The 14,484-nt window shown below is 70.4% G+C and carries 12 protein-coding genes and 1 pseudogene; 8 read left to right on the top strand and 5 right to left on the bottom strand.

Features of this window, described 5'->3' with window-relative positions; genetic code table 11:
• Nucleotides 1–24: 24 nt before the first annotated feature.
• A complete protein-coding gene (locus ACT53Q_RS03685) occupies nt 25–1,233 on the bottom strand; it encodes a DesA family fatty acid desaturase (RefSeq protein WP_476185306.1) in 1,209 nt (402 codons plus the stop codon).
• 188 nt (nt 1,234–1,421) lie between these two features.
• Here ACT53Q_RS03685 and ACT53Q_RS03680 point away from each other — a divergent pair, with 188 nt between their 5' ends.
• The 3 genes and pseudogenes from ACT53Q_RS03680 (at nt 1,422) to ACT53Q_RS03670 (ending at nt 3,737) form a co-directional block, all read left to right on the top strand.
• Nucleotides 1,422–2,045 carry a CDP-alcohol phosphatidyltransferase family protein gene (locus ACT53Q_RS03680; RefSeq protein ID WP_476185305.1) on the top strand — a complete coding sequence of 208 codons (624 nt, stop codon included), beginning with the start codon at nt 1,422–1,424 and terminating at the stop codon, nt 2,043–2,045.
• Between the two features lie 7 nt (nt 2,046–2,052).
• Nucleotides 2,053–2,685, top strand: a pseudogene (locus ACT53Q_RS03675) (lysophospholipid acyltransferase family protein); the annotation flags it as partial.
• Nucleotides 2,686–2,786: 101 nt separating this feature from the next.
• Nucleotides 2,787–3,737: a phosphatidate cytidylyltransferase gene (locus ACT53Q_RS03670; protein WP_476185304.1), complete on the top strand. Its 951-nt coding sequence runs from the start codon at nt 2,787–2,789 to the stop codon at nt 3,735–3,737.
• 552 nt (nt 3,738–4,289) lie between these two features.
• Here the strand turns inward: ACT53Q_RS03670 and ACT53Q_RS03665 are convergent.
• Complete coding sequence (locus ACT53Q_RS03665) at nt 4,290–4,817, bottom strand: hypothetical protein (RefSeq protein WP_476185303.1); 528 nt, start codon at nt 4,815–4,817, stop codon at nt 4,290–4,292.
• A 44-nt stretch (nt 4,818–4,861) separates the two neighbouring features.
• Between ACT53Q_RS03665 and mutM the strand changes: the two genes are divergently transcribed.
• The 4 genes from mutM to ACT53Q_RS03645 all read left to right on the top strand — a co-directional run bounded on the left by mutM (nt 4,862) and on the right by ACT53Q_RS03645 (nt 9,880).
• A complete protein-coding gene (gene mutM, locus ACT53Q_RS03660) occupies nt 4,862–5,689 on the top strand; it encodes a bifunctional DNA-formamidopyrimidine glycosylase/DNA-(apurinic or apyrimidinic site) lyase (protein ID WP_476185302.1) in 828 nt (275 codons plus the stop codon).
• Between the two features lie 54 nt (nt 5,690–5,743).
• Nucleotides 5,744–6,337 (top strand): ECF-type sigma factor, encoded by a 594-nt coding sequence (locus ACT53Q_RS03655; RefSeq protein ID WP_476171470.1) that lies wholly within the window; start codon nt 5,744–5,746, stop codon nt 6,335–6,337.
• Nucleotides 6,338–6,480: 143 nt separating this feature from the next.
• Nucleotides 6,481–9,321: a serine/threonine-protein kinase gene (locus tag ACT53Q_RS03650; RefSeq protein WP_476185301.1), complete on the top strand. Its 2,841-nt coding sequence runs from the start codon at nt 6,481–6,483 to the stop codon at nt 9,319–9,321.
• A gap of 28 nt (nt 9,322–9,349) precedes the next feature.
• Entirely contained in the window at nt 9,350–9,880 is a 531-nt protein-coding gene (locus tag ACT53Q_RS03645) for a hypothetical protein (RefSeq protein ID WP_476185300.1), read from the top strand.
• Nucleotides 9,881–9,889: 9 nt separating this feature from the next.
• Here the strand turns inward: ACT53Q_RS03645 and ACT53Q_RS03640 are convergent, their stop codons facing one another.
• The 3 genes from ACT53Q_RS03640 to ACT53Q_RS03630 form a co-directional block, all read right to left on the bottom strand.
• A complete protein-coding gene (locus ACT53Q_RS03640; RefSeq protein ID WP_476185299.1) occupies nt 9,890–10,513 on the bottom strand; it encodes a thymidine kinase in 624 nt (207 codons plus the stop codon).
• 48 nt (nt 10,514–10,561) lie between these two features.
• Entirely contained in the window at nt 10,562–11,401 is an 840-nt protein-coding gene (locus ACT53Q_RS03635; RefSeq protein WP_476185298.1) for a hypothetical protein, read from the bottom strand.
• Nucleotides 11,402–11,498: 97 nt separating this feature from the next.
• Nucleotides 11,499–12,281 carry a hypothetical protein gene (locus tag ACT53Q_RS03630; RefSeq protein ID WP_476185297.1) on the bottom strand — a complete coding sequence of 261 codons (783 nt, stop codon included), beginning with the start codon at nt 12,279–12,281 and terminating at the stop codon, nt 11,499–11,501.
• Nucleotides 12,282–12,392: 111 nt separating this feature from the next.
• Between ACT53Q_RS03630 and ACT53Q_RS03625 the strand changes: the two genes are divergently transcribed.
• Entirely contained in the window at nt 12,393–14,372 is a 1,980-nt protein-coding gene (locus ACT53Q_RS03625) for a UvrD-helicase domain-containing protein (RefSeq protein ID WP_476185296.1), read from the top strand.
• Nucleotides 14,373–14,484: the final 112 nt, after the last annotated feature.

The following is a 14,484-nucleotide window of genomic DNA, read 5'->3' as shown; positions in this document are numbered from 1 at the left end:
CGTCGGATCGGGTGTGCAGTGGCCTCAGGCGCGCACGGGCTGCAGCGCGTAGCCCTTCATCCGCAGCGAGTACGCCTGCAGCGCCTGGATGCCGCTGGCCTCGGCCTCGCGGCACCACTGCTGCAGTGCGAGCAGCGTGTCGGAGGCGTTCTGGCTGCGCGTCTCCAGCACCGCCGCGAGCCGCGCGCGGTATTCGATCAGCGTGCCGATGCGCGGACGCTGCGCCACCCACTGCCGCAGCTGTTCGCGCGCGTCGGGCTTCAGCCAGCGGCCGTCGTCGACGAGGCCCTTGCGCAGCTGGCGCGGCAGCAGCGCGCGCAGCTTCTCGCCGGCGATGCGCGCTTCTTCCTGCAGCGCCGGCTTCAGCACGTTGCGCTGGTAGTCGGTCATCGCCTGGAAGCGCATCGCCAGCAGCGCCTTCAGCGTGTCGGTGTCGGGCACCGGGATGTTCGGACGCACGTCCAGCGACGGCGCCACGCGCAACACCTTCGCCAAGCCGACGGCTTCCAGCGCCTTGATCGCCGCCCAGCCGATGTCGAACTCCCACTTGCGCAGCGCGAACTTGGCCGAGCTGGGGAACGCATGGTGGTTGTTGTGCAGTTCCTCGCCGCCGACCCACACCGCCCACGGCGTGAGGTTGGTCGCGGTGTCGGTGGTCTCGAAGTTGCGGTAGCCCCACCAGTGACCCAGACCATTGATCACGCCGGCGGCCCAGATCGGGATCCACGCCATCTGGATCGCCCACGCCGCCACACCCTTGGCGCCGAACAGCGCGAGGCTGATCGCGAACAGCACGATCGGCCCCCAGTTCGCGTACGGCGTGTAGAGATGCCGCTCGATCCAGTCGTCCGGCGCGCCCTTGCCGTACTGCGCGATCGACGCGCGGTCGCGGCGCGCTTCGCGATACAGCTCGGCGCCGCGCCACAGCACGGTGCCGATGCCGCGGGTCATCGGGCTGTGCGGGTCTTCCTCGGTCTCGCACTTCGCGTGGTGCTTGCGATGGATCGCGACCCATTCCTTCGTGATCATCGACGTGGTCAGCCACGTCCAGAAGCGGAAGAAGTGGTTCAGCATCGGATGGAAATCCACGCCGCGGTGCGCCTGGCTGCGATGCAGGTACAGGGTGACGGCGAAGATGGTGATTTGCAGGACGACGAGCAGGTACACCAGCCATTCGCCCCAGCCGATCTGGAACAGACCGCCGGAGAGAAAGTCGAGCAGGGACGCGGGCATGAGCGGACGCCGGAAAGAGGACCGAGGCCATCATGGGGGCAGCCGATGACGTTTGCCATCCGTTCGAACGCGTATGGTGCGCGCTCCGCAACACGACCTTGGTCGAATCGCCACGTTCATGCGCGTGCCGGCGTGATGGCCGTCGTGAACCGGGGACAACGCACGCCACGGTATGGAATCATGCGCGCATGTCGATCTATGCCCTGAAGCCGAAGTTCCAGGCCCTGCTGCGGCCGCTGGTGCGCGGCCTGCACGCGGCGGGCGTCACCGCCAACCAGGTCACGCTGGCCGCCTGCGCGGCGTCGATCGCGCTCGGGCTGTGGCTGTTCCTCGCGGCGGTGCCGTCGCGCGCCTTCCTGCTGCTGCCGCTGTGGCTGTTCCTGCGCATGGCGCTGAATGCGATCGACGGCATGCTCGCGCGCGAATTCGGCCAGCAGTCGAAGCTCGGCGCGTACCTCAACGAACTCACCGACGTGATCGCCGACGCAGCGCTGATCCTGCCGTTCGCCGCGATCGCGCCGTTCGCCGATGCGCACGGTCCGCTGTGGCTGGCGACGCTGGCGCTGCTCGCGGCGCTGAGCGAATTCGCCGGCGCATTGGGCGTGACCGTCGGCGCCAGCCGGCGCTACGACGGCCCGATGGGCAAGAGCGACCGCGCGTTCGTGCTCGGCGCGCTCGGCCTGTGGTTCGGCCTTGCGGGCACGTTGCCGGCATGGGTCGCGTGGCTCGCGCCCGCGCTGTGCGTGCTGGTCGCGTGGACGATCGCGCGGCGCGTGCGCAACGGGCTGCGCGAAGCGGCGACGAAAGCCTGAGGTCCGCATGCTCGAACGCCTCGTCGCCCGCGCCTTCATCGGTTTCATCCGCGTGCTGACCGGCGCGCAGGCCTACTGGCGCGGCGTGCGGCCCACCGCGGCGCTGCGCATCTACTACGCCAACCACAGCAGCCACGGCGATTTCGTGCTGCTGTGGGCGTCGCTGCCGCCGTGGCTGCGCCGGCGCACGCGACCGGTGGCCGGCGCCGATTACTGGAACCGCGATGCGCTGCGCCGCTACGTCGGCGGCCGCGTGTTCCGTGCGGTGCTGATCGATCGCGAACGCCGCGAAGGCAGCCCCGATCCGATCGCGCAGATGGCCGACGCGCTCGCGGCCGGCGATTCGCTGATCCTCTTCCCCGAAGGCACGCGCAACGTCACCGACGCGGTGCTGCTGCCGTTCAAGAGCGGCCTCTACCACCTCGCCGCGCGCTGCCCGCAGGCGGAGCTGGTGCCGGTGTGGATGAACAACCTCGCGCGGGTGATGCCCAAGGGCGAACCGCTGCCGCTGCCGCTGCTGTGCACGGTGACGTTCGGCCCGCCGCTGCGCCTCGCCGACGGCGAGGACAAGGCCGCGTTCCTCGAACGCGCCCGCGACGCGCTGCTCGCGCTGCGCCCCGAGGAGCCCGACGTCGACGCGCCCAGCGACACGGCGCCGTTCGACGCGCTGCATCCCGTCGACGCGCACGTCGTCGCCCGCCCGTCCGCCCCAGATTCGCACGACCCCGTGGAGCCCGCGTGATGCAGAACCCGTTCCCGTCGCTCTACGCATTGCCGATCTTCGCCGGCGCGGTGGTGGTGCTGACCATCGCCTCGATCGTCGGCTGGGTGCTGAAGCTGCGGCTCGCGCCGGAGGAACCGCACGCGGTCATCGACAACCTCAACAGCCGCATCCGCGCGTGGTGGTGGATGGTCGCGGTGCTGGCGACGGCGTTCTGGATCGGCAAGGCCGGCGTGATCGTGCTGTTCGGCGCGCTGTCGTTCTTCGCGCTGCGCGAATACATCACGTTGTGCTACACGCGCCGCGGCGACCACCTCGTGCTGCTGCTCGCGTTCTTCGTCGCGCTGCCGGTGCAGTACGCGCTGGTGTGGATCGAGTGGTACGGGCTGTACGCGATCTTCATCCCGGTGTACGCGTTCCTGATCCTGCCGATCTTCGCCGCGCTGGGCGCCGACACCACGCGCTTCCTCGAACGCGCGTCCAAGGTGCAGTGGGGCCTGATGATCTGCGTGTTCTGCCTCTCGCACGTGCCGGCGCTGATGACGCTGAACATCCCCGGCTACCAGGGCCACAACCTGCTGCTGATCGCGTTCCTGGTGATCGTGGTGCAGGGCAGCGACGTGCTGCAGTACGTGTGGGGCAAGCTGCTGGGCAAGCACAAGGTCGCGCCCGCGCTGTCGCCGTCGAAGACCTGGGAAGGCCTGATCGGCGGCGTCGCCAGCGCCACCGCCCTCGGCGCCGCGCTGTGGCGCATCACCCCGTTCACCCCGGGCCAGGCCGCGGCCGTCGCCTTCGTGATCTGCCTGATGGGCTTCTTCGGCGGCCTGGTGATGTCCGCGATCAAACGGGACCGGGGCGTGAAGGACTGGGGCCACATGATCGAAGGCCACGGCGGCATCCTTGACCGCCTCGACTCCGTCGTGTTCGCCGCGCCGATCTTCTTCCATATCGTGCGGTATGGGTGGCAGTAGCCGTATCGCATTGAATCCAGCCACCCGCGCGATTCGTCCCCGCGAAGGTCATGAACCGACGTCGTTCCACTGAATCGGAGACCCGGAGAGCGGCGGACAGGAGGTCCGCCGTTTTTCGACGAGGCAGGACGCCTCATCGGAAAATCCCGGCCACGGTCCCGACGGCTGATTTGCCTCAGCACTGAGGAGTTTTCTTGACTCGCGCCTGCGGCGCTCGCCCTTCGGGCCGGCTTCGCCGTTCGCGCCGCAAGCGGCGCAGTGGTGACTTTCTTTTCGAAAAAGAAAGTCACCACTGCGCCAGCGCGGAAAAGGATTCCGGGCTTTGACAAAGCACAAGCAGATCCCTCACCTGCGGTTCGGGATGACATTCGGTGGGGCCTGCCATGACCATCCGATCGCCCGCAGGATGACGGCGCGAATGCCGTCGACGCGTCCAGGGGCGCCGACCCCGGCGCGATCTGTCTGCATTCGCGCGAAGCAGCAGGTCCCTCGCCTTCGGCTCGGGATGACATGCTGTGGTTCCGGCGCTCGATTCGCCTTCTTCCAACCAACTCAATGCAGCCGATGCGCGGTCACGGCGCGCACCATCTGCAGCCCCTTCTCCATCCAGTCGATCAGCGCCCGCCGGTCCGCGACCGTCATCGACTGCACGGGAACATCGACGATCTCGCCCGCGCCGGTCTGCGAGAACACGACATCGTAGAGTTCCAGCCGCGAGCGGATGCCACCGAACGCGGCGGCGCGGCCCGTGGCCTTGCAGGCCAGCGCAATGTCATCGAGCAGATTCAGGGCATTGAGCAGCGCCTCGAAATCCGGCGCGTCGGTCGATCGCAGGCCTGCGATCAACGCATCCAGATCGACGACGGTGGCGTCGGGGTCGATGTCGATGCCGGGATGTCGGGTGCGCCACGCGGCAGCGAGCCCGGACAGGGAGGACGACCACAGCACACCGTCCGCATCGCGCGCGATCGCGTCGTCCGGGTCCTCGGCGTGGCGCCACGCGAACCAGTGCTCGGCACCGCGGGCACGCAGGCATACCGGGTACATCCTGTCGGTCATCGTGCACACCCGCCGCGCCAAAGGCCCCGCAGTATCATCCCCGCACGCCCCCGGTCTCCACCCCCATGCCCGAACTCCCCGAAGTCGAAACCACGCGCCGTGGCCTGGCGCCGCATCTGGAAGGGCGGCGGGTGCTGGGCGCGACGCTGCGGCGGCCGGACCTGCGCTGGCCGATTCCGCGCGAGATCGAGACGGTGCTGCCGTCGCAGCGGATCACCGGCATCCGGCGGCGGGCGAAGTACCTGCTGATGGACACCGACGCGGGTTCGGCGCTGTGGCACCTGGGCATGTCCGGCAGCATGCGCGTGCTGCCGGCGGACACGCCGGTGCAGGCGCACGATCACGTCGATCTGCTGATCGAAGGCAAAGGCAAGGCCGCGCCGAAGGTGCTGCGCTTCAACGATCCGCGCCGCTTCGGCTGCCTGCTGTGGCAGCCGCCGTGCGAGACGCACGAGCTGCTGCGCGGCCTCGGGCCGGAGCCGCTGTCGGACGATTTCGACGGGGATTACCTGTTCGAGCGCAGCCGCGGGCGCAGCGCGCCGGTGAAGGCCTTCCTGATGGACCAGAAGATCGTCGTCGGCGTGGGCAACATCTACGCGGCCGAGGCGCTGTTCGCGGCCGGCGTGTCGCCGCTGCGCGCCGCGGGCAAGGTCTCGCGCGAGCGCTACCACGCGATCGCGCAGGAGATCCGGCGCATCCTGGCGTACGCGATCACGCGCGGCGGCACCACCCTGCGCGACTTCCTCAGCCCCGACAGCACGCCGGGCTACTTCGCGCAGGAGCTGTCCGCCTACGGCCGCGGCGGCGAGCCCTGCCCGAAATGCGGGCGGCCGCTGAAGCAGGCGATGCTGGCCCAGCGCGCGACCGTCTGGTGCGGCCACTGCCAGCGCTGAGCGGCGGCGCGGTATAGTCCTTGCCCGACCGTCGGCGCCTGCGAACCCCCGTCCATGAGCGATCACGAGCCCCAGAAGGAACCCGCCGAGATCACCCAGTGGCTGGATGCGGCCCGCGGCGGCGACCGCGCCGCGCTGGACCGGGTGCTGGGCACGCTGTACCACGAGCTGCACGCGATGGCGCGGCGCCAGCTGGCGGGCCAGTACGGGCAGACGCTGGACGCGACCGCGCTGGTGCACGAGGCCTACCTCAAGCTGATCGGCCGCCGCGACGTGCGGTTCGACGATCGCGCCCACTTCTTCGCCTACGCCGCCTCGGCCATGCGCAGCGTGGTGGTCGATTACGCCCGCCAGCGTCTGGCGCAGAAGCGCGGCGGCGACCTGCACCGCGTGACCGAGCTGCCGGACGACGTCGAAGGCGGCCTGCGCCTGGACGAGGACATGCTGGGCCTGGACACGGCGCTGACCAAGCTGGCCGGCGTCGACGCCAAGCTGGCGCAGGTGGTCGAGCTGCGCTACTTCGCCGGCCTGTCGGAGCAGGAGATCGCCGAACTGCTGCAGCGCTCCGAGCGCAGCATCCGCCGCGACTGGCAGAAGGCGCGGATGTTCCTGCTGGCGTCGCTGGGCGGCCCCGAGGGCGAGCGCTGATCCTTTTCGAAAGCGGGCCGTTCGAAAAAACGCGCCACCCGATCGTTTTCCTCGACACCTTCCTCGACACCCGGCCCCGTGGTTGCCGGCCGCAACGGCCCGGGCGACGATAGGCCGCCCTTCCCGCCGCTTCCCGGATCGCGATGGACGCCGAACGCTGGCAGCGGCTGTCGCCGCTGCTCGACGCGCTGCTCGAACTCGACGCCGACGCCCGCAAGGCCCGGCTGACGGCGCTGCACGAGGAAGATCCGGCGCTGGCGGCGGAACTCGAAGGCCTGCTCGCGCTGGAGGAAGAGAACGCCGACTTCCTGGCCGAGCCGCTGGTGGCGCCGCCGCCGATGGCCAAGCCCGACACCACGATCGGTCCGTACAAGCTCGACCGCCTGCTGGGCGAGGGCGGCATGGGCCAGGTCTGGCTGGCGCGCCGCGCCGACGGCCTGTACCAGCGCCGGGTCGCGCTGAAGCTGCTGCGCCCCGGGCTGGCCGACCCCAACCTGCGCCAGCGCTTCACCCGCGAGCGCCAGATCCTCGCCCGCCTCGGCCATCCGCACATCGCGCGGCTGCTGGACGCCGGCATCAGCAGCGACAACCAGCCCTACCTCGCGCTGGAGTACGTCGAGGGCGAGGCGATCACCGACTGGTGCCGCGCCCGCGACCTCGACGTGGAGGCGCGGCTGAAGCTGTTCCTGCAGGTCTGCGAGGCGGTGAGCCACGCCCACGCCAACCTCATCGTCCATCGCGACCTGAAGCCGTCGAACATCCTCGTCACCCCGCTGGACGAGGTGCGGCTGCTGGACTTCGGCATCGCCAAGCTGCTCGACGGCCCGGAACCCGGCCGCGACAACACCCGCACCGAGGTCCGCGCCTTCACCCTGCACTACGCCGCGCCGGAACAGATCCGCGGCGAGCCGGTCACCACGATGACCGACGTCTACTCGCTGGGCGTGGTGCTGTACGAACTGCTGGCCGAGACCAAACCCTACCGGCTCAAGCGCCAGAGCGACGCGGAATGGGAAGAGGCGATCCTGATCGCCGATCCGCAGAAACCGTCGGCGAACCTGCTGCGCGAGGCCGACAGCGACCCGTCGCGGATGGCCGCGCTGCGCCGGCGCGCGCGGCAGATTTCCGGCGACCTCGACAACATTGCGCTCAAGGCCTTGCAGAAGCGGCCGGAGCATCGCTATCCGTCGGTCGAGGCACTGGCGCTGGACCTCAACCGCTACCTCGAAGGCAAGCCGGTGCTGGCGCGGCCGCAGAGCGTCGCCTACCGCACGCAGAAGTTCGTGCATCGCCACCGCTGGGCGCTGGCGACGACCGCGCTGGTGCTGGTGGTGCTGACCACGGCGCTGGCGCTGGTGACGTGGCAGGCGCAGCAGGCGCTGCGCGAGGCCAACCGCGCGCAGGCGTTGCAGGATTTCGTCACCGGGCTGTTCGAGCAGGCGGGCGGGCGCGAGACCTCCGGGCCGCTGGACGTGCGCAAGCTGCTGGAGGCCGGCGAGGAGCGCGGCAACCGCGAGCTGGCGACGCAGCCGCAGGCGAAGGCGGAACTGTTCGGCGTGATCGCGCGCCTGCGCCTGGGCCTGGGCGACTACCGCGAGGCCGAGCGCCTGCTGAAGACGCAGAACGCGATCCTCGACAGCCTGCCGAACGTCCCCGAGAGCCTGCGCCTGAGCGCGACCTCCGACTACGGACGCACGCTGCGGCTGCTCGGCCGCGCGGACGACTGCATCCAGCGCATGAGCCCGCTGGAAGACCTCGCCCGCAGCCAGCAGCGGACGCTGCCGGTGCAGGCGGCCGACTTCTACTCCGAACTGGGCCGCTGCCTGCGCACGCTGGGCAAGCCCAAGGCCCGCGCGGCGCAACTGCTGTTCCAGCGCTCGCTGGAGGTGCGTCGCAACACGCTGGTCGACATGCCGGGCGTGGTCGAGAACCTCGCCGACCTCGCCGACCTCGACAGCGACGCCGGCCGCACCGCGCAGGCGCTGGAGGGCTTCCGCAACGCGCTGGCGCAACTGCAGGCCAGCGCCGGCAACCGCCATGCGCTGGCGATCGACCTGCACCGCCGCCTGTGCGACCTGGAGCGGCTGGGCGGCGACCTGGTGCTGGCCGAACGCGACTGCCACGACGCGCTGACGCTGGCGCTGGACGTGCGCGGCGAGGAAAGCCGCGCCACGCTGGACGCGCGCCGGCAGCTGGCCGCGATCCACGTCGACCTGGGCCGGCTGAAGGAAGCCGACGCCGCCTTCGCGCAGGCGCAGCGCTGGCTGGTGGCGCGGGTCGGCCGCAATCACGTCGACACCGCGCGCAACGACAACAGCATCGGCATCGTCGCGTGGGAACTGGGCGACGACGAGCGCGCGCTGCGTCACATCGACCAGGCGTTGTCGGTGCTGCGCAAGGTGCCGTCGTCGTACTGGTACGCCGGCGTGCTGTTCAACAAGGCGATGATCCTGCACGAGATGGGCCGCGACACCGAGGCGCTGCCGCTGCTGATGCAGTCGCGGCGGCTGCGCGTGCAGTACCTCGGGCCGACCCATGCGATCGTGGGCGACGTCGACCGGCTGATCGGCGAAGTGCAGGCCACGCTGGGCCACGACGAGGAGGCACGCCGGCGGCTGGTCAGCGCGGTCGCCCTCACCACCGATGCCGCAGAGAATGGACCGACGCATCCGCACACGCGGCGCGCGCAGCTGTCGCTGGCGCGGTTCGACCTCGACCATGCCGGCACGGCCCCGGACGAGCCGCCACCTGCGGAGGCGATGCACACGCTCGAAACGCTGGCCGCGCTGCCGCTGTCCGATCCTGAACTGCGCAAGACGGCGTGGCTGGCGGCCACCGCGCTGGCTCTGCAACACTGTCGCGAACCGGGATACGGCGGCGGTCCGGAGGCACTGGACGCCATCGCCCGGGACATCCACGAGGCGTTGCCCGAAGGCGGCGCCATCGTCCGCGAGTTCGAACGCGAACGCCGCCGCTGCCGCTGACCGGGCGGCCGCCAATACGGAGGTTCCCATGGCCGTCATCCGCCCCCTTTTCCTGCCGCTGCTCGCGCTGTCCGCGGCGCTGTCGACCACCGCCTGCGCCGGCTCCGGTGCCCGCGACACGGGTGCCGGGTCCGCAAGCGCATCGCCCGCGGAAGCGCCCGCGCCCGCACGGGCCACGCGCAGCGATGCCGGCGGCACGACGGGCGGCACAATCGCCGGCCGCATCGCCTACGACGATGGTGCCGCGCCCGCGTTGCGCATCTGCGCGATCGGCAGCGGCGATCCGGCCACCGCGCGCCACGTCTGCACGACCACCGCCGCCGGCGCGACCGAGTACCGCCTCACCGGCCTGCCCGCGGACGACTACGGCGTGTTCGCGTGGACGCGCTCGGGGCCGTCGCGCGTCGGCGGCCACGTGCGCCAGGTGCAGTGCATCCGCGCACCCTGTCCGCCGATGCCGATGGACGTGACCGTCGACGCCGGCGCGCGCGTCGACGGCGTCGACCTCAACGGCTTCTACGACAGCCGCGACGACTTCCCGCCGATGCCGGCGAACTGAACCGGCGTCTCACCCCAGCGGCAGCGGGGTCTGCATCGGTTCGATCAGGCCCTCGCCGCGCATCACCTTCTTGAACTCCGCGCGGCTGACCGAGATGTAGCGCTCGTTGCCGCCGATCTCGACCTGCGGGCCGTCCTGCACGGCGTGGCCCTGTTCGTCGACGCGCACGGTCATCGTCGCCTTCTTGCCGCTGTGGCAGATCGTCTTGATCTCGCTGAGTTCGTCGGCCCAGGCCAGCAGGTACTGGCTGCCCTCGAACAGCTCGCCGCGGAAATCGGTGCGCAGGCCGTAGCACAGCACCGGGATGCGCAGGTTGTCGACCACTTCGCTGAGCTGCCACACCTGCGGCTTGGTCAGGAACTGCGCCTCGTCGACCAGCACGCAGTCGAGCTTGCCGTGGCGGGCGATGTCGTTGCGCACCCAGGCGTCGAGGTCGTCGTCGCGCTCGAACGCCTGGCCTTCGGCGCTGAGGCCGATGCGCGAAGCCACCGTGCCGGAGCCGGCGCGGAAATCCAGCTTCGGCGTGAAGATGAGCACGCGCATGCCGCGTTCGCGGTAGTTGTGCGCGGACTGCAGCAGGGTGGTGGTCTTCCCGGCGTTCATCGCCGAGTAGTAGAAGTAGAGCTTGGCCATGCCGCACAGTTTAAGGGCGGAGGCCGATGCGCGGCATCCGCCCGCGGCTCAGGGCTGCGAAGCCGGCGCCGGTTCGGGCGATGCGGGCGCCGGTGCCGCGGCCGGCATCGGCTTCGCGTCCTCGATGTCGCCGATGCGGACGATCGCGTGCTTCCACACGCGGTCCTCGTGCGCCCAGTAGCGATCGGGGTCGTCGCGCTCGCGGGTGTGGATCTTCGCCACTTCCAGGCCGTCGACGACGTTGGCCAGCGTGCCGCCCAGCTTCTCCGGCGTGCTCACGCCGAGGAAGCCGACGAAGCCGGTGTGCGAGCCGGTGACGTTCATCCGGCCGTGACCCAGCGCATCGGCGAAGCGCTTCTTCGCGGCCGGATCGCCGAACTCGGCGTAGCGCGCGGGACCGCGTTCGGCCACCGCCGCCTGCTGCGCCGGCGTCAGTTCGGCCCACATCTTCTCGCGGATGGCGAGAAACTGCGGATAGCCGCGCTCGGCGGCGATGTCGGCCCAGAGATAGGCCTCGACGCGGTCCTCGGCGACGCCCACGCCGTGCCAGTACATCAGGCTGAGCCGGTGCTGCGAATACTTGTCGGCGTAGCGCGCGGCCATGCGGAAGTTGCGCGCGGCATCGCCCCAGTTGCCGGTGGCCGCGGCCTTCTGGCCGTAGAGGCGGAAACGTTCGTTCGGATGATCGGCGCTGAGCGCGTACAGCGCGTCGAAACGCGACAGCGCCTCGGCGTCGGTGTCGACCGCGACGGCTTCCTGCGCGGGCGTCGGCGGCGATGCGGCGGCGTGCACGTTCGCGACGGCCGCGTTCGCGGCGAGGCCCAGCAGCAGCGCGGCCAGCAGCGGACGCGGGACGCGTCGGGACAGCGGCTTCGGCATGGCGGTCATCGTGATGTCTCCTCGTCGCGGCTTCGCGCTGTGCCGGCACCATAGCGCCGCGGATCGCGCGCCACCTCTGCCGGAAGCCACGCCGACCTGTGGCCGGCTAGGGCGTCGCAGGCGCGGGATCGGTTACCTCGGGCGCCGGCGCATCGACCTCCGGCGCGGTCTCCGGGATGCGGGAGACGGTCTCGATGTCGCCGATGGTGACGCGGCCGATCTTCGGCTTCTTCCACACGCCGTCCTGCCACGCCCAGTACTTCTTCGCGTCCCAGTAGCGCGGGTCGTAGAACTTCGTGCCGGGGATGGACTGGCTGCCGGCGGGGCCGGGAATCTCGATCGACACACCGCGGTTGAAACCGGTGCGGCTGCCGGTCATCTCGCGCCGGCCGATGCGCAGTTGGTGCTCGTAGCGCGGCTTGGCCGCGGCATCGCCGAAGCGGGCGAAGACGGCCTGGCCTTCCTCGACCGCGCGGGCGCGTTCGGCCTCGGTCAGCGCCTGCCAGTAGCGCTCGCGCAGGCCGAGGAAACCGACGTAGCCGCGCTCGGCGGCGAGGTCCATCCAGATGTAGGCCTGCACCGGATCGCGCGGCACGCCCTCGCCGTTCCAGTACATCTCCGCGACCATGCCCTGCGAGGGCTTGTCGGCGAAGAACGACGCGCGGCGGAAGAAGCGCATGGCGTCCTCGAAGCGCTTCGCCTTGTACGCGGTCATCCCGTGCATGCGGTACTTGATGTCCTGGTGGCTGTCCAGGAAGCCCGCGGTCATCAGCATCGGATCGTTCGTCGGGTCCGGCGGCGGGCCGGCGGGCGCGGCGGCGGCGAGCGGGCCGGCCGCGCAGGCCAGCGCGAGACCGAGCAGGAGGGCGTGGCGCAGGGGGCGTTCCATCGTTCGGCGTCGTTGCGGGGGCGGAGGATGCGCACGGTATCCGATCGCGGGGACGCCGGCAGGTAAACTGATGACCTACATCGCCGCGGCAAGTTCATTTCCCCGATTTCCATGCAAGGCCTCAATCCCCCCCAACGCGAAGCGGTGCTGCTGGCCGACGGCCCGGTGCTGGTGCTGGCCGGCGCCGGCAGCGGCAAGACGCGCGTGATCGTCGAGAAGATCGCGCACCTGATCCAGTCGAACCGCTATCCCGCCAAGCGCATCGCCGCCATCACCTTCACCAACAAGGCGGCGAAGGAAATGCGCGAGCGCGTCGGCAAGCGCATCCGCGGCGACGCCGCGGAAGGCCTGACGATCTGCACCTTCCATGCGCTGGGCCTGAAGGTGCTGCAGATCGAGCACGCGAAGGCGGGTCTGAAGCGCGGGTTCTCGGTGTTCGATACCGACGACGTCGCCGCGCAGATCAAGGACCTGATGCCCGGCGCGAAGACCGATGCCGTGCAGGCGATGCAGGGCCTGATCTCGCGGGTGAAGAACGCCGGGCTGTCGCCCGAGGAAGCGCTGGCCGCCGCGCAGAGCCCGCGCGAGCGCGAGGCCGCCAACCTCTACGTGCGCTACCAGCAGCGCCTGACGACCTTCAACGCGGTCGACTTTGACGACCTGATCCGCCTGCCCGTGCAGTTGCTGGAAAGCGACGAGGACTGCCGCCTCGGCTGGCGCGAGCGCATCGGCTACCTGCTGGTCGACGAATGCCAGGACACCAACGACGCACAGTACCGGCTGCTGAAGGCGATCGCCGGCGAGAAGGGCAACTTCACCTGCGTGGGCGACGACGACCAGAGCATCTACGCCTGGCGCGGCGCGAACCCGGAGAACCTCGCGCAGCTGGGCAAGGACTATCCGGCGCTGCGCATCGTCAAGCTGGAACAGAACTACCGCTGCAGCAACCGCGTGCTGCGCGCGGCCAACGCGCTGATCGCCAACAACCCGCACGAGCACCTGAAGACGCTGTGGAGCCAGCAGGCCGACGGCGAACGCATCCGCGTGCTGGAATGCCGCGACGGCGAGCACGAGGCCGAACGCATCGCCTCGGAGATCCAGTTCCTGAATCAATCGCGCCAGGCCGAGTGGGGCGAGTTCTGCATCCTGTTCCGCGGCAACCACCAGTCGCGGCCGCTGGAAAAGGCGCTGCAACTGCTGCGCGTGCCCTATCACCTCAGCGGCGGCACCGCGTTCCTCGATCGCGGCGAAGTGAAGGACGCGCTGTCGTGGCTGCGCCTCATCGCCAATCCGGAGGACGACGCGGCGTTCCTGCGCGCCGTGCAGTCGCCCAAGCGCGAAGTCGGCACGACCACGCTGGCGAAGCTGGCGGAACTGGCGCACCACGCCGGGCTGCCGCTGTCGCGCGCCGCGGAATCGGTCGGCCTGCTGAAGCAGCTGCAGCCGCGCGCGGCGAACGCGCTCAGCGGCTTCGCCGACATCGTGAAGGGCCTGCGCCACGAGTCGCGCACGCTCACCCCGGCCGAGCTGGTGAAACAGCTCAACGAGCGCTCCGGCCTGCTCGCCGCGCTGCGCGCGCAGTGCAAGAACGACCAGCTGTTCCAGCTGCGCCGCGGCAATCTCGACGAACTGGCGAACTGGTTCGACGGCGCGCGCGGCGGCGCCGGCCCCGGCGAGCTGGCGGCGTCGCTGGCGCTGCTCAGCCACGCCGACAAGGGCGAGCCCGGCAACCAGGTGCGGCTGATGAGCCTGCACGCGGCGAAGGGCCTGGAATTCCGCTACGTGTTCATCATCGGCATGGAGGACGGCACGCTGCCGCACGAGGCCAGCCTGGAAGAGGGCCGCCTCGACGAGGAGCGCCGGCTGCTCTACGTCGGCATCACCCGCGCGAAGGAGCAGCTGTGGCTGTCGCACTCGCGCGAGGCGCAGCGCTGGGGCACGAAGCTGCGGTTGACGCCCAGCCGCTTCCTCGACGAACTGCCGGCGGCCGAACTCCAGCGCGACGGCGCCGATCCCGTGGCCGACGCCGAGCGCAAGAAGGAACGCGCGAGCGCCGGCTTCGCCGCGATCAAGGCGCTGCTGGACGGCTGAGGCGACGCGGCGCCTCGGCAGCGTCACCGCGATCGAGCATCTCTCGGTCTGATCCGGCCTCGCCCCTCTCCCGCCCTGCCGGGCACCCTCTCCCCGCCGGCGGGGAGAGGGG

The sequence above is a fragment of the Lysobacter sp. DMC97 genome, assembly GCF_056313745.1.
This window is presented reverse-complemented; position numbering and strand designations above follow the sequence as displayed.